This window comes from Arthrobacter globiformis NBRC 12137 (genome assembly GCF_000238915.1).
GTDB lineage: Bacteria > Actinomycetota > Actinomycetes > Actinomycetales > Micrococcaceae > Arthrobacter > Arthrobacter globiformis.
This window is the reverse complement of the sequence record NZ_BAEG01000028.1, coordinates 1-19,021: the sequence shown is the minus strand read 5'-3', so window position 1 is coordinate 19,021 and position 19,021 is coordinate 1. Positions and strand designations below refer to the sequence as shown.

Annotated in this window: 20 protein-coding genes; 11 read left to right on the top strand and 9 right to left on the bottom strand. The window is 58.1% G+C overall.

All coding sequences use genetic code 11. The features are described 5' to 3' along the window. The first annotated feature begins 3,365 nt into the window (after positions 1–3,365). The gene (locus ARGLB_RS04820; protein WP_245531474.1) at positions 3,366–3,587 is read left to right on the top strand and encodes a hypothetical protein; all 222 of its coding nucleotides are present in this window, start codon (positions 3,366–3,368) and stop codon (positions 3,585–3,587) included. 408 nt (positions 3,588–3,995) lie between these two features. Then, positions 3,996–4,787 (top strand): hypothetical protein, encoded by a 792-nt coding sequence (locus tag ARGLB_RS23130; protein ID WP_003799516.1) that lies wholly within the window; start codon positions 3,996–3,998, stop codon positions 4,785–4,787. A 113-nt stretch (positions 4,788–4,900) separates the two neighbouring features. On the opposite strand, the gene ARGLB_RS04815 is transcribed toward ARGLB_RS23130, so the two are convergent. From ARGLB_RS04815 to ARGLB_RS04790, 5 genes are all read right to left on the bottom strand, one after another. After that, positions 4,901–5,179 (bottom strand): hypothetical protein, encoded by a 279-nt coding sequence (locus ARGLB_RS04815; protein WP_003799513.1) that lies wholly within the window; start codon positions 5,177–5,179, stop codon positions 4,901–4,903. 87 nt (positions 5,180–5,266) lie between these two features. Next, entirely contained in the window at positions 5,267–5,497 is a 231-nt protein-coding gene (locus ARGLB_RS23505; protein ID WP_043417978.1) for a hypothetical protein, read from the bottom strand. Positions 5,498–5,528: 31 nt separating this feature from the next. Continuing rightward, complete coding sequence (locus tag ARGLB_RS23815; RefSeq protein WP_003799510.1) at positions 5,529–5,759, bottom strand: hypothetical protein; 231 nt, start codon at positions 5,757–5,759, stop codon at positions 5,529–5,531. 199 nt (positions 5,760–5,958) lie between these two features. Further along, a complete protein-coding gene (locus tag ARGLB_RS04800; protein WP_003799508.1) occupies positions 5,959–6,411 on the bottom strand; it encodes a hypothetical protein in 453 nt (150 codons plus the stop codon). 1,292 nt (positions 6,412–7,703) lie between these two features. Beyond that, the gene (locus tag ARGLB_RS04790) at positions 7,704–8,393 is read right to left on the bottom strand and encodes a hypothetical protein (protein WP_003799504.1); all 690 of its coding nucleotides are present in this window, start codon (positions 8,391–8,393) and stop codon (positions 7,704–7,706) included. Between the two features lie 280 nt (positions 8,394–8,673). On the opposite strand from ARGLB_RS04790, the gene ARGLB_RS04785 reads away from it, so the two are divergent. After that, entirely contained in the window at positions 8,674–9,108 is a 435-nt protein-coding gene (locus tag ARGLB_RS04785) for a hypothetical protein (RefSeq protein WP_003799501.1), read from the top strand. Between the two features lie 177 nt (positions 9,109–9,285). Beyond that, positions 9,286–9,630: a hypothetical protein gene (locus ARGLB_RS04780; RefSeq protein ID WP_003799499.1), complete on the top strand. Its 345-nt coding sequence runs from the start codon at positions 9,286–9,288 to the stop codon at positions 9,628–9,630. A gap of 166 nt (positions 9,631–9,796) precedes the next feature. Here ARGLB_RS04780 and ARGLB_RS23125 read toward each other — a convergent pair whose 3' ends face one another. The 3 genes from ARGLB_RS23125 to ARGLB_RS22990 all read right to left on the bottom strand — a co-directional run bounded on the left by ARGLB_RS23125 (position 9,797) and on the right by ARGLB_RS22990 (position 11,995). Then, complete coding sequence (locus ARGLB_RS23125) at positions 9,797–10,702, bottom strand: hypothetical protein (protein ID WP_003799497.1); 906 nt, start codon at positions 10,700–10,702, stop codon at positions 9,797–9,799. 250 nt (positions 10,703–10,952) lie between these two features. Beyond that, positions 10,953–11,774, bottom strand: a complete 822-nt coding sequence (locus ARGLB_RS04770) for a hypothetical protein (RefSeq protein ID WP_003799496.1) — start codon at positions 11,772–11,774, stop codon at positions 10,953–10,955. After that, positions 11,771–11,995, bottom strand: coding sequence for an RNA polymerase sigma factor (locus tag ARGLB_RS22990; RefSeq protein ID WP_139023256.1), 225 nt, complete (start codon positions 11,993–11,995; stop codon positions 11,771–11,773). The genes ARGLB_RS04770 and ARGLB_RS22990 overlap by 4 nt, the downstream gene beginning before the upstream one ends. A gap of 34 nt (positions 11,996–12,029) precedes the next feature. Here ARGLB_RS22990 and ARGLB_RS04765 point away from each other — a divergent pair, with 34 nt between their 5' ends. Both ARGLB_RS04765 and ARGLB_RS23120 read left to right on the top strand, forming a co-directional pair. Next, a complete protein-coding gene (locus ARGLB_RS04765) occupies positions 12,030–12,461 on the top strand; it encodes a hypothetical protein (RefSeq protein ID WP_003799490.1) in 432 nt (143 codons plus the stop codon). Between the two features lie 116 nt (positions 12,462–12,577). Then, complete coding sequence (locus ARGLB_RS23120) at positions 12,578–12,784, top strand: hypothetical protein (RefSeq protein ID WP_003799488.1); 207 nt, start codon at positions 12,578–12,580, stop codon at positions 12,782–12,784. Between the two features lie 187 nt (positions 12,785–12,971). On the opposite strand, the gene ARGLB_RS04755 is transcribed toward ARGLB_RS23120, so the two are convergent. After that, positions 12,972–13,298 (bottom strand): hypothetical protein, encoded by a 327-nt coding sequence (locus tag ARGLB_RS04755; protein WP_043417969.1) that lies wholly within the window; start codon positions 13,296–13,298, stop codon positions 12,972–12,974. Between the two features lie 351 nt (positions 13,299–13,649). Here ARGLB_RS04755 and ARGLB_RS04750 point away from each other — a divergent pair, with 351 nt between their 5' ends. From ARGLB_RS04750 to ARGLB_RS23115, 5 genes are all read left to right on the top strand, one after another. After that, complete coding sequence (locus ARGLB_RS04750; protein ID WP_003799483.1) at positions 13,650–14,180, top strand: hypothetical protein; 531 nt, start codon at positions 13,650–13,652, stop codon at positions 14,178–14,180. Positions 14,181–14,847: 667 nt separating this feature from the next. Further along, positions 14,848–15,327: a hypothetical protein gene (locus tag ARGLB_RS04745; protein WP_003799481.1), complete on the top strand. Its 480-nt coding sequence runs from the start codon at positions 14,848–14,850 to the stop codon at positions 15,325–15,327. Between the two features lie 855 nt (positions 15,328–16,182). Further along, on the top strand, positions 16,183–17,181 hold the full coding sequence (locus tag ARGLB_RS04735; protein ID WP_139023255.1) for a hypothetical protein: 999 nt from the start codon (positions 16,183–16,185) through the stop codon (positions 17,179–17,181). 102 nt (positions 17,182–17,283) lie between these two features. Beyond that, positions 17,284–17,997, top strand: a complete 714-nt coding sequence (locus tag ARGLB_RS04730; protein WP_003799475.1) for an AbiV family abortive infection protein — start codon at positions 17,284–17,286, stop codon at positions 17,995–17,997. A 588-nt stretch (positions 17,998–18,585) separates the two neighbouring features. Next, a complete protein-coding gene (locus ARGLB_RS23115; protein WP_003799470.1) occupies positions 18,586–18,816 on the top strand; it encodes a hypothetical protein in 231 nt (76 codons plus the stop codon). Positions 18,817–19,021: the final 205 nt, after the last annotated feature.

The window sequence follows — 19,021 nt, the reverse complement described above, 5'->3', positions numbered from 1 at the left end:
AGGAGTTACTAGCCAAAAGGAAGCCTGGAGTTTTTCAGCCGCCAAACAGCGACAGAGATTCGGGAGATCGCAACCCGGGTGGAACATCCCAGGTTGACCATCAGCGTGATCATAATGACTGAGCCGTGATTGGGATAGATAGCTATGCCGGCCATGGCGTTTGGGCTAGTAATCCTGCTAATGGGCCTGTTTGCGTTGCTCATTTCCGGCCGCCTATCCACGCTGGTGACCAACTGGAACATCTTCTTGCGCAAGGAAGACATGGATGCCTACAGAAGTCAGAGGCGCCGCGGCATAAGACTTATCGCCAAAATCTGGGTTGCGCTGGGTGGTTGTCTTATTCTCATCGGATTCTTTGCCTGGAGCTTCGGATTTCCTCAGCCCCCGCCGTAATGAGTTAGGTGGTGGAAGTCTGGTGAGGGGCTGGCCCAGAGGCTGGCTAAACCGAAGGGAGCAGACATGGCCAAACGCGAGATGCCCGGTACATGGGTGCTGTATTTGTTGCCACCCTTCGCCTTCGCTGCCTTCCTCGTTTGGCTCATGAGGGACGTCTGGCATTGGTTCTGAAAGGCTAGAGCGGCGCTGCAGGGACAGTTTGGTCGCCGCCCCAAAGGCTCGCCCCGTTGCGCAGAATGAACCGGAAGCGGTTCGGCCGTCGGGCTCGCCCCTTTGCCTGTATCCAAACGATGGTTGGGGCGTTAAGGTCGAAGCAGTCAACGTGGGGGGACGCGCCAGTCACCATAATGGGGGGATCAAAACATGGCTCTTGTACGTGTGCGGGCTGGTCTAGGTCGAGCCGTATACAAAGCCTCCCAGACGGCTAACGTGCTCCTGCTTGTGGGGGGCCTGTTCTCGGTTGTGGCCGTTTCCACAGATCTGGGCACACGCCTTGCGGCGTATGAAGGCCCCGTAGACGGCGACGTCCTCCGCGGACCGACCATCGTCATCGCCACTGGTTTGATAACCGCAGTGCTAGCCGCAACCGCCTTTCTGCTGCTGCGAATCGGCCAGAGGTGGGCGAGCTGGTTTGACGCCCTTATCTGGGCTGTTTCTTGGCTGCCGGCCAGCATCAATTTGAGTGCGTACAGTCACGCACCTGGAGTCGGCTACACATTCAGCACGATAGTTTGTGCTTTAGGCATCGTTCTTGCCATCGCCACATTTCTTCTCATGCCGCCATCTCCCGATGGGAGCTCTAATCCGGAAGTCACGGCCTGAAAGCCAGAAGGCCGGCAAGGGTTCCTCAAGCGCGCTTACGGAAGGCCAATCAAGCTGCGACATAAGCGCTGCAGGCACACGAGGCCTTAGACGGCGGCTGGAAGCACAACCGCGTCAAGGAAGATGTAAAGAACCGGGATAAGCGCGTAGGTTGCCAAACTACTGGCCAGCAAGGAATTTCCCTCGATGATGGAGGGCCCGCCTGGCAACCGTGCAGGAGAACTTGGAAACCATCGTCCGATGAGCCAGCGGCCATAAATCTCAAAGGCGCAGAGGACGCCAGCAACAGGACCGATTAGCCCGACTACTGTGATGGTCGGGATCAACCATGGTGCCCACTGCAGTAGGGCCCACGTAACCGGTATCACGGCAACGCCGGCGATTGTGAGCCATGCGAACGCCCACTCCATAACCGCAAGCTCGTTGTCGCGCAGGGACCATTCTCTTAGCTCCTCCCGCAGGGAGGAGCTTTTCAAGCGCTCGGCAAGGTTCCAGCCGTAATAGCGCCGGGTACGTTGAAAGGTGAGCCAACGACAGAGGTTTATCCTATGCAAATCAGTGGTACCTCCCCATAACCTCGCCGTGATCATAGTCGCAGGGTAATCGCCGGCAGTGCGACCGAGCCAATTACCTGGATTAGAGACCTGGCAGCCGGGGCGGCGGCAATGTATCCCACGAGGGGTTCCACCAGCGGCTGTAGCGGGCTGCGCTTGTTCTAGTTGGTGGTGAATTTTCCCTCTACGCTTTCAATGACGATTTCCGGGGCTGCTGCTGCAACTTGGAGGGCTAGCGGCATGCGATGCAGAGAAACGTCCCCCTCGGAGTACCTGATTTGGACTCTGACGGCGTTATAGATTGGGTCCACCATCACTGCGGCGATCTTGCCCTGTGGGCCTGGATGGAACCTCGTCGCTAGCTGATTCCGCAACGCGTTGAGATACGTCAGCGGTTTCCCGGTTCCGACATCAGCGATGAATTCACCACTCGGATCCAGCGTCTCCCTCAGCCGTACAAATTCGGGATCCTGCCATGACCCGCCGACAGTCCACACGTGGATGGCTGAATAGTTGAAATTAAAGTAGGCCCCTCCGAAGCGTTCCGGGTGGGATCTAACAAACTCGTCAACCTGGCTAAAAGCAGCCTTTAGGGCTGATGTAGGCGTGCCATAGAAGCGATCATGAGTGATAAAGCGGGCCGGAGTGTCCTTGGCTTGCGGGGCAGCTGGGCTTGTTGAAGGCTGCGGTGCGGCTGGGCTCGTCGAGTGGCCAGAACCAGACGGCGGCGCACCAGCGTTTTGGGTGCATCCCGCACCCAGGGAGGACACAGCAACGATGCCAATGACCCAGACCGCAGGAGGCACTAGGTTCCTCATTCTTTGACTATCGGCTGGTCATCTGCCCATGTCAACGATCCGCTTGGCTCATGGGATGAGCATCCCAGACGTGCCCCAGTCGCGTTATTCCGTCCATGTGGCCCGTTCAAGGTTCCCAACGTGAACAGTCCCACTTGTGTTGTTTGACGGCCCTGAGCCCCACCTTGGCGACCGGCTTACGGGACGGACTAAAAGTTCTTTACGGGACAACCCTCACGGGACGGTGCAGGCATGGTCATCGTTAATTTCGGGCGTAGTCTCCCATATGCAGGGTCCAAAGTCTGAGTTCAACCCCGCCAATAGCGTAGAAACGGTCCTATAGAAAGTGAGGAAATTATTATGCGGCGGTTGGGCGAAGCATCGTGGTACCAAGTCGTAGGGCTGTTGGTGATCGCTGGAATTATCCTTTTCGGGGGCAATCCAGGGCCGTGGAGGTTTGCGCTAAGTGGCCTGCTTGCCGCATTCGTGCTGGCAATTGCAATCGTTAAATTGCGCGCGCGGAGCAGCGCACTTCGGGATCAAGAGGGCGTCCCACGTGATCGGTGAGCGGAGCCATGATGGACCGGCCGACCTCTAAGTGAATCACTACTCGTTCGCCCCGCCGGACGGTCAGTCATCCTGCCTTTGGCCTGGACTATCGGGTGACCGGCGTTCGTGGTTCAGTTCATATATGGAGTCTAGGAAGCGCTCGGCATTCCAGTCTGTACCCGCAAGCCCTGAGGTTCAGCGTAGGTTCCGTCGTCTCGGCCGCTTCATGGTGATTTACACACCTGTCATGCTGCTTCTGAGTTTCCTGCCGATCGTCACCGAACCCTGGCTCTGGATCAAAGTAGGCGTCATCGTGGTTGGCACCATCATTTTCGGCATTTGGGTGATCCGGTTCTCACTATGGCAACGGGATGAATATTGGCGTGAACGCGGCAAGGACCCGAAGCATCCGGAACGCCTTGGCAGGGTGGACGATGGTCACCACGGGGCAAACACCACGGAGGGATAGAGACAATTGCCAAGAGTCGCTTCAAACGATGGCGGCTCGTCATGGACCAGACCTCTGCAACTGTCGCAGCCGAGGTGGCTTAGGGAGTCATTCGGTCGAGACGTCAGGTTGCTTGGTAACCGGTGAGTGCAGGGAGACTGAGCAGGCCCGTGGCGTTGGGTTGCCAAATGACCCATGCAACGATGATCACAACCACCGCAAGTACCAGCAGCAGCGCTGAAATAAGTATTGAGCGAGGCTTCATGGGGGAAGCGTAGCGCCGCTTGTCGGCTAGGCACCATCAAACCGGCCGACAGTTGCACCCCGAAATCGGAACGGTTCGTTTGAGGTTCGCCGAACGACTGTAGAGGGCTGAGGTTTGTTCCAGTAGGCGGTGAATTGTCGCCGCGGCCACCATAGGATGCTTGGATGACTGACGAGCGGCGAAGAATAGGCATCCTGGAGCTGAACCCGGCACTAGAACATATTCGGGTGCCTGCCAGTGACCGCTGTTGGTGGTGTGGAGACGCGGCGAGCACTGAAGAACACAGAATCAAGGCTTCCACACTTCGTCGGGTAGCCAGGTTGGACGATGGCACCGCTACACCGGGCAACGTCTTCAAGAAGAGTTCTGACTACGAGGGGACACTTCGCAGCCTGGGCAAGGGCACTCAAATTCGTTGGCGCAAGAATCTATGCGGTCGTTGCAACAGCTCCAAAAGTCAACCATTCGATCGCGCCTATGACGATTTTGAAGCTTTTATAGTGGGCCACATCCACGATATGTCCACGTGGAAACGACTTGATTGGCAAATGGTCTACGGCCCTGAATGGCGAGAAAAAGCGCGGAACCTTGCGCGCTACTTCGGAAAGCAACTTGGATGCATGCTGGCAACCCAGCAGTTGCAGGTACCTGACGAGCTTATTGAATTCCTGAATGGGGCAGATCGCTGTCCGTCAACGTGCTTCATGCTATACATCAATCCCCGTGGGGTTGATGCTCACGAGCAGATGCGTAGCGATGGATCGGAAGACGGCTTATCCAGTTTCGTTGGGTTGCTCGAATCAACTGCATACCAAACCGAGGGAGTGTTTTCTGGAGTCGACTACGGCTACCACATTGGGTATCTATGGTTCATTGCCCAATGGCGAGCCGGTGTCGACGTTGCATCATGGTTTGAATACCAGGTGATAGACCTGCCACGAGTCTCCAACGAATAGGGAATGGGCAGCCATTTAGGACGTTTCGTGCAACCGCGAACGAGCTAGAGTCTCGAGCCGAGGGTCCGCAAGCGTCCCGGTACAGGTTCGGCTCCCGATCCTTTGTGTCCCGACTAAAGCTGCCTGCCCCGACGATCCCAGTCTGCCCGCCGGGCTTCCTCCTCATCCCAGAAGTGACCGTCGCGACGGCGCACATAAAACAGATATGCGAGCCCGGCCGCGCAAAGAATCAAGAGCGCCACCATTAGGAAATGGAACCCATCCCAAGGTTCATCCGATCTGGCCACAAGTTGCGAGATGGGATTCACGGCAAGCACGATCCACATGAACAGTTGAAAGCGGAAACCGCCCCGTGTCATGCGAGGTTCCAGGCGCTTCTGACCTTCCGACATGTTCGGAGCCTACAGCCGCAGACGACGGGTATAAAGGCATCACCAGTGCGCCGTAACCGGTTCCCCTACAGCCCTTTGACTATCTGCTCACGCAATGAGGGGGTTGAAGGCTAGGTAGACCCCGAAGACGATGAACATGATGCTTCCTCCGATAATGATCCCCCGCATTACAGCAAGGGTCCGATCACGATTAGCAGGGACGACACGGGCTTGTTTCAACGCCGCATATTGCATCAGCGACAGAGGTTTCCTGCCGACAATCATGGCGAGGCCGGCTAGGACGACGAAGACGCCTGGGAGATACGACGGCATACTCATGTGCTCCTACGCACGGCGCGGATGACGGGTCTCATGAAAGCAGATTGACGATGCCGAAGACTAGGAAACCCAGGCCAATAACCACGCACAATACGATGTATAGCAATCGACTCGTTTTCGCGTACTTGATTACACCGGGATGTTCAGCATTAGGCGAAACCGCTTCCATGAGCTGCAATCTCCTGCGATCCGCCCTGCGCGTGAGAAAGGCACTGAGGATACCCGCGGCCAGGAGCACCAGCCCGAAAACCAATTCGCCCATCTGGAACCTTCCGCAGCATGAATGAACTCGTACACCCGCTAACAACGATCTTAGACACGACGGAGCTAACCAAATCTCGAGGAGGGCAGAAACGACTCGTCACCCTGCCCATTCTGCACGACCGCGCTTAGGCCCACGAATAGCAGAGCTCGTGCGCTTGAAGCGCCGAAAGCGTCCGTAGAGCGTTCCGTTGATAATCCTAGTCAGCCCAGCGTTCCCAGTAATTATCGGCGGCCTGCAGGAGTCTCCGTGAATGCGTTCGCACTCCGATGATCGGATGGCTGCTCGGCCTGCCCAGGAAACCGGAAGCGTCATTACCCGGAGTGAAGCTGACAGCAAGCAGAAATCCAAGGGCAAGGACGGGTGCGAAGCTCAGCAGCGTGAGAACCAGTCCGTAAGTCAGGCCCGGCGCTTGCCGGCGTCGAGTCTGTAATCGGAAGCCGCCAAGATAGGTGCCCAACGTGTTTCCGCGGGCATATAGGACCCAATTGGTAATCAGCGCCAAAAGCACCATGGCAATGGCAACAGTGCCCTGGTGGGTTGGTACGAGAAAGAACAACAGAAGTGCCGGCCCCCAAACCACGAGCGAATCGACGAAAATCGCGAACAGGAGTGAGGGCCAGTCCACAATTGCGGGTTCAGGGGTTTTCACAGGGTGATTCTGCCATGCGGCCGTAGCCATCGCGGTTAAGGAGCGACGGCACGTCATCGCAGCCCGAAAATGCCACATGACCCCTGGAGAGGTCTTGTCTCGTGCCCACTAGGCGCGTTGTCGAGGGGACTATGGACTAGACCTAAGGAACTGTGCCGTGAAGGGTTCCCAGGCTGGGATCACAAGGACCTAACCTCGCCCAGGGCGGAACATGAGGTACGCCAATCGGATGGTGTTCCCGGCAAGGGCAGCTGCAGCGACGCCCCAGAAAATCATGGCCTGTATGGCACTGCTTTCGGTGTAGGGATCAAGCTTTAAGGCCGAACGGAGAACGTCTGAGTTGTGCCCCGCCAGCCACAAAGAGGGCTCTACGGCCAACCAGACTGCTATTGCAGCGGCCACAGTCCAGCCAAGAAGTTGGAGAATCGCGAGCCAAGCATCTCGAAACAATTTCCTCCGGCCGGCGCGCTGCGCGGGCCGGTTCCGGTCCAGTCGGCGTCGGTACGTTGGAGGGTCGTAACTGCGGTCCTCTCCTGACGCTGCAGATTCAGGCAACTCCACAGGTGGCCCAACAAGCTGCTCTCGCAGCCGGCCCAGCGTTCGCGCATTGTGCTCACGCACGATTCCTGCAAGCCCGCTCCCGAAGTCATCTGTAAAGGCGATCATCCGGGACACACGTGCATTTCCATCTGGGGCTATCCAGACCAGTTGACCTAACGGGGTTACGTCCACAATGCTCTCACGGACGATCTTCCTGTCGCGGAACAAACCCTTTATGTGGACCTGAGTAGATGTGAGACGGACCCCTAGCCTCCAGTTTCGCCAACTAAACCAGAGCACGACCAAACCGATGCAACTCGAGAAGACCAACTCCTCGGACACGGCGCCGGATGGTGTCGACAAGGGAACTAAGCCTTCGGAAATCACAACGACGAGGGACACCAGAAAAAAGGCAAACATGGCAACGCGGGAGACAAACAGCTGATGAAAGCTGGCTTCATCTCCCATAACGGCATTCCCTTCCGGCCGCCACGACCCTCGATTATCGAGCCTGGCTGCAGCTCCGATGATTCCAGTTTCAAAGGTTCGGTCGCGGATGCCAAACCAAACATGGACTAGACCTGACGACTTGTGCCGTGACGGGTTCCCAGACTGGGATCACATGGACCTACCCCGCCCCGGGCGGAACATGAGGTACGCCAAACGGATGGTGTTCCCTGCAAGGGCACCTGCAGCCGCGCCCCAGAAAATCACGGCCTGTATCGCACTGCTTTCGGTATAGGGATCAAGCCTCAAGCCGAACGGAGAACGTCTGAGTTGTGCCCCGCCAGCCACAAAGAGGGCTCTATGGCCAACCACCCTGCTATAGCAGCGGCAACGCTCCAGCCAAGAAGTTGGAGAACCGCGAGCCAACCGTCTCGAAACAATCTCCTTCGGCCGACGCGCTGCGCGGGCCCATTCCGGTCCCGTCGGCGCCGGTACGTTGGAGGGTCGTAACTACGGTCCTCTCCTGACGCCGCAGATTCACGCCGCTTCACAGGTGGCCCAACAAGCTGCTCTCGCAGCCGTTCCAGCGTTCGCGTGTTGTGCTCGCGGACGATTCCGGCGAGCCCGCCGGCGAGGTCTGTAAAGGCGATCATCTGGGACACCCGTGTATTGCCAGCCCGGTCTATCCACACCAACTGGCCCAACGGGGTTACGTCCAAAACACTGTCACGGGCGATCTTCCGGTCGCGGAGCACACCCTTTATGTGGACCTCAGCCGAAGTAAGACCGACACCGAGCCTCCAGTTTCGCCAGCTAAACCAGAGCACGACAAAACCGATGCAACTCCAGAAGACCAGTTCCTCGGACATTGCGCCGGATGGTGTCGACAAGGGAACTAAGCCTTCGGAAATCACAACGCCGAGAGACACCAGAAAAAAGGCAAACATGGCAATGCGGGAGACAAACAGCTGATGAAAGCTGGCTTCATCGCCCATAAACGGGATTCCCTTCCGGCCGCCATGACCTACGACTATCGAGCCTGGCTGCAACTCCGATGTTCCCAGTTTCAAAGGTTCAGTCGCGAAATACCAAACAAGCATGGACTAGACCTAGCGAACTGTGCCGTGAAGGGCTCCACCGGCGGAGCGCCTGCGCGGCGGCGGACCCAGCGGGAGGCCAAGCCCGCTCAACGGATCGGTGCATCATTAGAGCATGTGGAAATGGCGGACCGCGCGTCTGAAATTAGATCGGCAGTGGCAAGCTCGGAAAGCTCGAGTGCAGGAGCTGGAATTACTGCCCGAGCCAGGTTACGGATACGGACCGCAATGTGAAGCCATCATCGCAGGTCGCCGAGAATTCACGGGCAGAGTACTCAGCGGGCCGTACGTGGGGCACGACCTCCTGATCAGGGTGTATGGCGATGCTGCACTCGACACTGAGTACGTGCCGGCCGACTTTTCATATACGGCCGACTACTGGCTGGTTGATGAGGATAATGCTGGTCCCGGCGACGACGAGTATGACCCGTCGTTCGACACGCTCGAGGAGCTCCAGGACTGGCTGCACGACATATCAATCGAATGGCACTCACCGTACATTTCGCTCGCGCGGATAGGGCGACTATCGGGTTATGACGGGACGCAAGTGCCGTACCCAAGCTGGCACGGCCGGCAGATTGCCCATCATCGCGGCCACGAGAGAGTCTGCTAGCCCTTCTCACGCGTGCTTTTGTGAAAAGGCCCGCAGTTAGGGCAGAAGAGACGCATTGCAGCTCATGCCGTGACCGTTCTGCCCAGTGGCATCCGGCTTCCACGCCGAGCATGAACTTCGCAAGGAGAAAATGTATCTACTGCCAATGTCATCAACAACAAGGAGCTGGTCCTAGCCGTGGTCCTTCCAACCGCTGACTTCTGGGGCCACAACGGCCGCGTAGGTGTCATCACGCAAGGAGATTGGACCAATCGACTCATTCTGGTTTACCCGGATACTGCGAAAACCTGGGCATTCGTAGCGAGTTCCAGCCATGGAGAAGGGGACCTCGATTTCTACCCGCTGAACGATCAAGCAGCCGACGAGGTAATAACCGAACTCGGAATCGTGTGGCTCGCTAGAAGCGCCGAAGAGGAGAGGCTAGAAGATCGCGTTTTTGGCCTCCGTGAGCACCTTTCGGACGATAACTCCATCCGAGGAATGCTGCGCGAAGGCCTCAAAAAGCTCTTTGGCCGGGCCTAATCCACGGGCTCAGCTACAAGGGCGGAAAACGTCACCGAAGTACTCCCTAAATTGTCTATTGGACTGGACCGACGAGACCGTGCCGCTAAAGGTTCGCGAATAGGGCATCAGTGCGGTGCGAGTAGATCCGCGGCCGCCGGTAACACTCCGGCTCCTGCGTTCTTGGTTACTTCGCCTCGGGCATCTCCCGGCCGAAAGCGTATTTCTGATGGACTTTGAGCAGCAGTACGGCCATGTCCGTCATGACGAGCTGGCCGATATTAGGCTCATCGGTATCCAGTATCCGGTCGAGATTAGGCGTGATAGTTCCTGTCACGGTCAGCCCCGTCTTCCGCATTCGTACCGAGGTTGGGGTGTCTCCTCTTTGCATCGGGGCTGCGCCAGGGTAAGGCAATCGTTGGCTTTCGGCGATGCTGAACTCCAGAGCCCGCAGGGGTCCGCTCAGCCACCATTGCCGCCACTCCTCGGAGGCGTTGATGTCGATAGTGGCTTCCCGTGCAGTTGCCCGGTATAGCTGTACCCGGTGTGGGGCGTGTTCACGCTGTTCGAGGTATTGGAGGAACTCTCGATCCTTCTCACGCGGGGTCAAGGGCCACAGCCTATTGGTGCTCCGTTCGTAGGCGTTTTGAAAGTCAAATAACAGCGATCTGCCGTTCATTCCCTCAAAGAACTCAAGAAAGCTTGGGCGATCCGGGTGATTTACGAAATGAAAATCCGACGGCGGGGGGTCGTTGCCCACAAGGACTTGGTGGTAACACCAACCGAGCAGCCATTCGTCATAGCTAACTGGTACAGGCTCCGAAAAGCGCCCTAACAAGGGAGGAGCTAATGGATCTGGATCCTGTGGACGCTTACCTTTCTTCCGCGCACGATGTGCGTCGAAGAAAGCCCTTGGCTCAGGGCGACTGCTCCAGACCTGGAAGAGGGCTGCCGCGCGCCGAATGAGCTGCTCATAAAGATCGAGGATCGTCTCGGGAGTCTCCGCCCGCAGTTTCTTGACCAGTGCGTTCGACTGCGGCCCTGGATCGCGGTTCCACAATCGTGCCTCTGCTACAAAATCCCTAAGGTCCATTGCATCCCTTCGCGAGAGCCGAAGCCGGCAGCGAGGTTTAGCTCCTGGCCAGGAGCGCCACCCATAGCCGGACTCCAAGACGACATTACTAAGCCGGAGCCCCAAAGCAGCCTCCACGACACGCGGCGTGCATCGGCGCCCGCGGCCCGGACAAATCCGCACCGGTTAAGGTCCCGAGGGAGAAATATGGACTAGACCTAGCGAACTGTGCCGTGAAAGGTTCCTCCAACAGGGTGGTGAGAGAAGGTTCCTATTGCGCGGGCTTGCCGGGTGGAACGGTCCTGTCTGTGATTTGCCCTTGGCCGTCGCTGATGACGAATTCACCAACTACTGTCTTACCCGTGGAGTCGTAGACCGGGACCGAGAATGTCTTGCCGCGGCGGGCTTCTTGCCAGGCAAGTGCCTCTTCCCTGGTTTTGAAGGTTTTAATAGCAGCAGTACCGGTCGCATCTTCGAGCTCACTCGTGTACACATACCCGGGAACCCCGTTGGTTGCTATAACGGCGGTGAGGTCGGGCGTTCCTTTTTCATTTTCGGCGCCGTAGGAGTTGCCGTCCGCATTGACTGCCCAATCAGTCGTTTCACTGTTCACATACTTTGCGCTCAACCGCCAGCGCGATCCAGAATCGGCTTTGATCGTGACGCTGTTCAACCCAGGAGTGAGAGGAAGCGTGTAACCGCTCCAGTCCTGGGGCGTCCCGACCGCCGAGGCCTCGCAAACAGTGTAGGCACCGTCCTGGAACTCGAAGCGGCCAGGGGTCAGGCAGTTCAGCTCCACCTGAATCCCCGTGGTTCCCGCTGGCGGGTCTCCGAGTTCAATGGTTGCCGTTCCCTCGCGGACCTCGTCCACGGCAGTGGACAGCGGCGTGACCTCCTGGGACCCGGGAATCACGAACAGGCCGGCCGCTGCAGCACCGACCCCGCCCAAAATCCCAGCCCCCGCCAGGACACCCGTCCCCAGCCACATCCGGGTGCGCTTCCGTGCACGGGCAGGCGAAGCTTTCTGAACCCGTGCAACAAGTTCTGCCTCCAGTGCCTTGCTGAACCGGTCATCGACGCGAAGCTCGTTCATGACCGTTCTCCTTCCAAAACCGTGATCGGGGTGGGGACGTAATGTGTACCGGTGAGCGCGGTTTTCATGCGCTGGCGCGCCCGGTGCATCCGGGTCTTGGCCGACCCGGGCGTCAGCTTAAGGACGGCTGCAGCGGCGGCGATGGTGAAGTCCTCGAAAACCACCAGGCTCACCCAGGGCAGTTCATCATAAGTCGTCCAGCTAAAATTGCCTGATGGCATCGAACATCGTAAACCCACTGCAAGAAGGCGGGCAGTGACGGGCAGCGCGTTGTTCGCCGCGGGGTCGATTCTGGTCGCAGTTGTGACACTGGCGCTCTGCTTCCGGAGGGGTGAGCGCGCATCCCTGTACAGCTTTTTCTATACTTTGCTGGTTCTGTTCGTCGTTCCTCTTTTTGCGATTTACGCAGGCTTCCGGCCGAGCGGCCTCGGACCGGCCGGCGCATGGTTGTCGGCCATCTCTGGGAGCATGCTTCTCGCTTCGCGTTTTCGGCCGACCAGGATAGTGAAGTTCCTGGGTGCCTATTCTGAAAAACGGGTGATGTGGAAGCGGTATATGGGCGATACCGCCGAGTACGCGGAGTGGCATTCGGAACTAAAAGCGCATCGTAAGTACTTCCTGAGACTGCTGGGAATCCTTCCAGTCTTACTCGTGCCTACTGTTGCCGTGGCCACAGCCCTTGGCTGATTTCGCCTAATTGGTCTGGGTGACCTAACCGTTCCGTTGAGGGTTCCCGGAAGGAAAGCCGCGAATCTTCAACGACGTTCCTCCTATGGGGGTCAAATTCGGAGATGCGGCTTTCAATGGCGCAGGAGCAGGTTCAGGCCAGCGAACAGAAGACCGATCCCGAGGAGCCCAAACAGCACCCCTATCGCCAGCCAAGTCCCCTCCGTGATCGCTTCAGCTGCTTCGCGGCCTCGCCGTCCAGCGAACATATCCATCCATTGCCGATGTCCCTTCGAGACGGCAGCCCGAAATACGGCTATCGCCAAGCCGAGGAGCAGGAATAACGCCCCCAATAAGGTGAAACCTAGTCCCTGCAAGACCACGACGGACTCCTACCCATCAGCTGGCTGATTCCCTGCTCAAAGGAACAGAGGCCAGATGAATGTACCCCTCAACTCGACAGAAGGAACAGTGCGTATGCCAAGGCGTGGCTGGGTGCCGTAAAGGGTTCCGCAAAAGCGGAGGCGACCTTCACTCCAGACGGATGTCAGCCCAAACGTCCCCTAGGAGCGGGCCACCGGGCGGCGTCAGCTTGTAATAGCGCTTCATCAGTTCCCGACGTTCAGCGTCGGTGGCCTCGACCTGATTCAGGAAGTTAACAATGGATTGCGCGATGTGTTCGGCCAGCGGGGCTGTTCTCATCAGATCAGCGGAAGCATTCGGATTGGTGGCCGCCCATTCACGCAGCTCCGGGAAACGTTCCACAGCCCTGTCCAGGATGTCCGGGGGTGTTGTGTAGTTCATCGCGAGCGAGCTATAGACGTCATACTCGTCTGTGTCAGCCAGGATGAGGAACATCTCCCGACTCAGGTTTTCGTGTCGGGCTAGGGTCGATCTGTCATATGCAGAGCCATTTCGTGCGACTTCCTCATCTGGTCGGTCGAACTTATCTGACGGAGTGTAATCAAAAGTAAATCCGCGCATCGGTTGCCGCTTTCCCTAGAAGGCTCATCGGGACAGCTCCGAAGATGGACCAATGGAGCCAATAACGCCCACCTTACGTCACCCCACGTCCATGTAGTCGTTCCCAGCGGAGCCATTGGACTAGACCTCACGACCGGTTCCGTGCAGGGTTCGTCCTTCGTACCGTGCTGGCTAGTTTCCATCAGGGCCAGTAGATATCGGTCCACGCTGGATTAGGCTCTCAACATGATGGCCCAAGGTCAGCCTGGCGGAGATCCACCCCGCACGCCCGAAGAGGCGAATTTCCTTAGCGGGATCACGCTCGCAGTATCCGCGTGGTCCCTTCCCGATGTACAGCTCGGCTCGTTCACGGTGCTGGACCGCATGAAACCGATAGTCGTGACTCTCACCGTCCCTGGAATCGACGTCCCGCAAGGCACCTGTACGCTCCAGATCGGCTACTGGAACGAAGGCCCCTACGGCCGAGCCTTGGAAGGTGAATGGGGCGATGACCATCTCCTCGACAACCATGTCTACGACGGAGACGGCCTCACAGTCGTCGGTCTGGACGAGGCGCCGGAGACGTACGGCACATTCGCTGCCGGCTGGCTGCAACGCCAACTTCAGCGGCCGGTGGAACGCCTTGATTGGCTGCGCGGCGAGCAGGTCCAGGAGTCGGCGTGGCGGCTCGCCGATTCAGGGAAAACCATTGCACGCAGGGGCGGGTCAGTACATCGTCCTGGCAAGGCACCTAGCCGAATCCAGAGAGTTCGTTGACTCAAAAGGAGTCACATCGTCTGCCGCTGGCCGAATAGCCCGATGAGGGCTGCGCATATGAGGACAGCTCCGTACTCGAGACGACTTCCCTCACGAAACCTCGCGGGCTGGGGAGTATGCTCGGGCCATGCTGCGAGCTCTAGCAAGGGCCAAGAAGACGAATTGGCAGTGGATGATTGGGATAAGTGTTATTCCACTTGTCTTAGGAAGTTGCGCGATGATCCCAGGAGAGGCAAACATCACCCCCGGCAAATCTGACCGTTGGGTCGTAGGCGTGGCCGGCCGAGGAGCGGCGCGATAGACCCGTGCCTCGAAGACCCGATTATCGAAGAGTCAATTCAAAGTGCAGATCTGCCGTCGACGCACTTGAGCATCAAACTTCGCGAAGCGGCGAAAAAAGAAGATGCTGAGCGTATCGCGGACTGCCTTCGACGCCGCTTGAAAAGCGGCGACGTATCTATCATTAGCCCCAAGACCTGAAGTAGCTGCCCGGACTGGCCCAACTGTCCGGTCAGCGTTACCGGAAAGTCCGAGACTTAATTCTTCCCGCCCGGGTATCAGTGCGGGCTAGGATCAAAAAAGGGCAGCCGAGATAAAAAAGCCCTTGCCGCTCGGAAGGTGGGAAAAGGCACTCGCTCGATCGTACTGGTGGGTTCTCCTCGTTGGCATGTTGGTCTCCAGCATCCTCCGTGAACCGCTCGGTTTCTGGCCCTCAGTTGCGCTCACTGTCGTCATCATCGCTGCCTTTGCGCTCGTAGTCGCGCGACTGGCAGCGTCGGAGCGGGAGGCTCGTCTCGTCCGAGACGTTGAGCGCGGACTGATTGAATGTGCAATCCGCTACCCCAAGGCTCTCCCTGGTTCGCTGAGCAGCAGGTGGGAACGGGGATTTGCCGAGGTGAACGATGGAATTATCAAATTCCGGCCCCTGTTTGACGAGATGGGATCCCCCACGGAACATGTGCGAGAGTTCAGCGAGTTATCCTCCTACGGATTGCTCGATCTTCCCCCGAAGAGGCCGGCGGAGCTCAAGCGGTCCTGGAAAATCGCAGCGATCGGCACCGACAAGGGAGACCTGGAAGTAGCCACCGGAGAAGCAGGTCTGAGCCTGCTCGCTGGCCAAATCGACCGCGCCACTGGTCCTTTCTGAGACCTTCTATACAAACAAGAACCCTCCGTGGGCTCGTTCGGAGGGAAACAGTTCGCCTTTTAGCGACATGCCCCTTGCCCTCTGATGACGACTTCCTGGCCACATTTGGCCAGTCTCGGCGGAGAGCCGATTTTCCGCCCCGGTCAGGGTTCCATGAATGGCTGAATTACACGCCGTTGGAATCTGTGGGGAGCCACACATCTCGATGCCGAAGTGCATGATAGGAAGATGTGGAAATGGCGGACCGTCCCTCTCAAACTTGATCCCCAGTGGCGAGCTCGGAAAGCTCGAGTGAGCAAGTTGGAATCCTTGCCCGAGCCAGACTATGGGTACGGACCGAACTGGGAGGCCATCACCGCCGGCCGGCGTGAGTTCACCGGCAGGGTACTCGAGGGCCCGTACGTAGGCCACGACGTATTAGTCCAGGTTTATGGTGATCCCGCGCTGAACCGAGAGTACAAACCAGCAGATTTTTCATACTCGGCTGAATACTGGTTGGTTGATAGGGATAATGCCGGTCCCGGCGACGACGACCCTGATTCATGTTTCAACAGCCTGGAGGAGCTACAGGAGTGGCTGGGTGGCACGCCCATCGAATGGCATTCACCGTATGTCTCGCTCGCACGAATAGGGCGACTCCTGGGTTACGACGGGAAGCAAGTACCGTAACCGTTACAGATCCAACTCGAATGCCCAAGACCCGTTCCCGAGGGGAAAATGGACTAGACCTAGCGGCCTGTGCCATGAACGGTTCCTTCGGTGATCGGCTAATGGGCAGTGGTGCGGGGAAACTCTGCAGTTCGAGGCAGACATAGCCTGAGGGGTCTGTCAGTCCTTCGTGTGAGACTGGTGATCGTGATTGAGCGAGCAGTGGATTTTGAACGCCTCCGTTGGATGCGTTGCGGGACTTGTAGCAGTGAGTGGCATGCAAACGCTGAGTGGTTAGACCGCTTTCACCAACGAGATGAAGCCTGTCTGAATTGCGGCACCAACTGCGAGTCCGAGAAGCGGCCTGACTTCTGGGCTTCGCAAGATGACCCCTCCCACGATGACTCGAAGGTGCGTGAAACGTTCTGGTATCACACGTCAACGCACCCGAACTGGCCCGATCGAGCCTTCGACCCCACAGCTACCATCACGGACATCACCAAGCGGAGATTGCAAGAAATCGGGGGCGACGGGAGAGGGCTGGAGCGCTGGGCCACGCGTCAGAAGGCTAAGGCACTTCATCTGGGCACCTACGAGGCGGCGATCGAGAACATGCTCAGGCGGATGACTGACCAAAACGGTGCCGACGAGCAGTTCTACTTATACCGGGTACGCCTCCGCCGCAACGCCTCCATCGAACCAGGCGTGCATCCAGAGCGCGCCAACATGGCAGGCGACGTGCAGTTGGCTGAACTCTGCGCAGCCGGCGTTGACGTACTTCGCTATGTAAACACCCATGAAGACCCATCAAGTGTTTCTCTCGCGGTCAGGCTTGAAGCGATCCTGGCCGTACAAGTGATCCCGGTTCCATTAGCGGTCAATGCAGCAGATGCTTGGGTGAGCGCCGGGGCGGCGCGACTGATAGAGGCGGCGAGGCTGCCCGCACCCGAGCCAAAAACCAAGTTCGAACGCATGCAGCGGCACAGGCCCTCGGCGCTTTCTATTGAGGTGTCCAAAATGGAAGACGAAGTCGCCGACAGGCTGCCGTTCGGGCTTCGCGACAGGTTTCATCGGCTCTTCGATGAAGAGAACCTGAGTGCGGAGCCGGCTGCATTCCCGTCGAAGTTGATTGGTTTGGCTGCGCTCGTCAACGATCCACTCGCGGTTCTCGGATTGCTCGACACCGTACCGTCTCGAGAAGTCTGACTGCGATTTGGACCCGGAGAGCGGCTTCGTCGAAGGTCGCGGGTTCCACGGGAACGATCAGGGCTTGAATCGCTTGTCAGCAGCTCACGCGATAATCAGTACATGGGAGAAGCTGACATTGAGGAAATCGGCGCAGAATTTGCTCGCCGGTTTTGGAAGGCGCTCATGGCGAATGCGGTGGCGTTGATCGAGGACGCCGCACTTCTTGCTGGCCACCAAAGCCCGGGCCGGGCCCAGTCGCTTCTCGTCCTCGCGGTCGAAGAGCTTGCGAAGGCGCGGTGGCTCTACGAGGCCTCGGAGTGGGAGTGGACTGCGCCGCTAGGGCTCTACGGCCAAGCGCCCAGGCCGGCGCGAGAGGTTCGGGTACCTGAAGGGCTGCGCACAACACGCCGGCCTCATGCGGAAAAGTTGCAAGTAGCCGAGCAGTTCGCATCAGGTCTCGGTGGCTTTTGGGACCCGAGCCGACGAGCGGAGTATTACCAACTTCCGGATTTGGCCACCTTCGAAGCAACAGCAAAACAGCGCAATCTGGACAAGCAAGCAGGCTTCTACGTCGATCGAGCAGGCGACGTTGTCACGTCACCCCTGAATGTTCCGGCTGATGGCGTGGCTGACTCCATTCAGCACGCAGCGAAAGTAATCCAGATGCATCTGATCGAGGATCATACGCGGCAGCAGGACTGCGCAGATCTCAGCCTGATCGACTCAGCTGAGGATTTGCACTGGGCAGTCATGCCCTACTCGGATCCCGGATTATTCGCCGATTTTATGAAGCGAATGAGCAAGAACGGGGATGCTCAAGGCCAGTCGAACTAGTCCTCTGCCCAACGCGGTGGATACGGCGGGATCATTCGAGAATCCTGTGAAGGATCCCTTAGGGACGACGATTCGCCGCCCATTTCATCCCGACGCCAGACGTAGCGCGTACTATTCGTCGTCTCCGTGGTCCTCGGCCGCACGCCGCCTGAGCGTTTCGATATAGTCCCGACGGATCGCGCTCCTGATGCGGGGCCGCTTACCGTTGTTTACGTCTCGGACATACTGTGCCAAACGCTCCGGATTGGTTCCGGACCAACTGCCTTCACTCCTCGCGGGACCACGACGCACCCAAACGTCTTGCCGGTAGGCTTCGAACTACTAACAGCGCTTGGGATAACAGAGGAACGAATGACGCGATCGACTGGGCCCGTTTTCCTTCTGCTGCACACCCGCGTCCATCCCGACCTATTCGCCGGCCGGGCATCTAAGGTCATCGGCGTCTTCAGCTCGGAGGAGAAGGCCTCAGACTCTTTGAGGAGGCATGCCCTCCTTGAGGGATTCAAGGATTCCCTGGAAGGGTTCGCAATTCACCGGATCGAGCTAGACGGCCTTCTGGCCCACCCGATCGAGTTATGGGAGTAACCGGTGAACAGAATCTTTAGCTTGTATAGAGTCCAGCAAGACGACCAGATCGAATCAGGGAACCCCACTCGTCTCCTGGGTTTCTTTTCCAGCGAGGAACTCGCACAAATCGCCCTCGATGCGGTTCACCGGCAAGACCCGCAGGCGGTGGGTGAATTGGAGATCGTCCCCCATGACTTGGATTTTGAAGAATGGAACGATGGCTTCGTAACTGAGTTTCCGGATTCTGACTAGATTCCACACCCCCACCAGGGAGCCCGTTCAGGGTTCCCGAAGGGAAAAGCAATGGACTAGACCTAGCGAACTGTGCCGTGAAGGGTTCCTTCTATAGCCCGGGTGTGGGGACGTACCCGATCCTGGAGTCGGCAGCGCTGCAGCTACCCCGCTGCGCAGGGGGACGCCGCGACCAGCCATTCGAGACGGTACTGCCGTAGCCGCA

What these genes read in the sequence shown, in the direction of transcription:
- ARGLB_RS04820 (WP_245531474.1), top strand. Translation starts at nt 3,366, where the DNA reads ATGCTGCTTCTGAGTTTCCTGCCGATCGTCACCGAACCCTGGCTCTGG.
- ARGLB_RS23130 (WP_003799516.1), top strand. Translation starts at nt 3,996, where the DNA reads ATGACTGACGAGCGGCGAAGAATAGGCATCCTGGAGCTGAACCCGGCA.
- ARGLB_RS04815 (WP_003799513.1), bottom strand. Translation starts at nt 5,179, where the DNA reads ATGTCGGAAGGTCAGAAGCGCCTGGAACCTCGCATGACACGGGGCGGT.
- ARGLB_RS23505 (WP_043417978.1), bottom strand. Translation starts at nt 5,497, where the DNA reads ATGAGTATGCCGTCGTATCTCCCAGGCGTCTTCGTCGTCCTAGCCGGC.
- ARGLB_RS23815 (WP_003799510.1), bottom strand. Translation starts at nt 5,759, where the DNA reads ATGGGCGAATTGGTTTTCGGGCTGGTGCTCCTGGCCGCGGGTATCCTC.
- ARGLB_RS04790 (WP_003799504.1), bottom strand. Translation starts at nt 8,393, where the DNA reads ATGGGCGATGAAGCCAGCTTTCATCAGCTGTTTGTCTCCCGCATTGCC.
- ARGLB_RS23125 (WP_003799497.1), bottom strand. Translation starts at nt 10,702, where the DNA reads ATGGACCTTAGGGATTTTGTAGCAGAGGCACGATTGTGGAACCGCGAT.
- ARGLB_RS04770 (WP_003799496.1), bottom strand. Translation starts at nt 11,774, where the DNA reads ATGAACGAGCTTCGCGTCGATGACCGGTTCAGCAAGGCACTGGAGGCA.
- ARGLB_RS22990 (WP_139023256.1), bottom strand. Translation starts at nt 11,995, where the DNA reads ATGCCATCAGGCAATTTTAGCTGGACGACTTATGATGAACTGCCCTGG.
- ARGLB_RS23120 (WP_003799488.1), top strand. Translation starts at nt 12,578, where the DNA reads ATGGCGCAGGAGCAGGTTCAGGCCAGCGAACAGAAGACCGATCCCGAG.
- ARGLB_RS04755 (WP_043417969.1), bottom strand. Translation starts at nt 13,298, where the DNA reads ATGTTCCTCATCCTGGCTGACACAGACGAGTATGACGTCTATAGCTCG.
- ARGLB_RS04750 (WP_003799483.1), top strand. Translation starts at nt 13,650, where the DNA reads ATGATGGCCCAAGGTCAGCCTGGCGGAGATCCACCCCGCACGCCCGAA.
- ARGLB_RS04745 (WP_003799481.1), top strand. Translation starts at nt 14,848, where the DNA reads ATGTTGGTCTCCAGCATCCTCCGTGAACCGCTCGGTTTCTGGCCCTCA.
- ARGLB_RS04730 (WP_003799475.1), top strand. Translation starts at nt 17,284, where the DNA reads ATGGGAGAAGCTGACATTGAGGAAATCGGCGCAGAATTTGCTCGCCGG.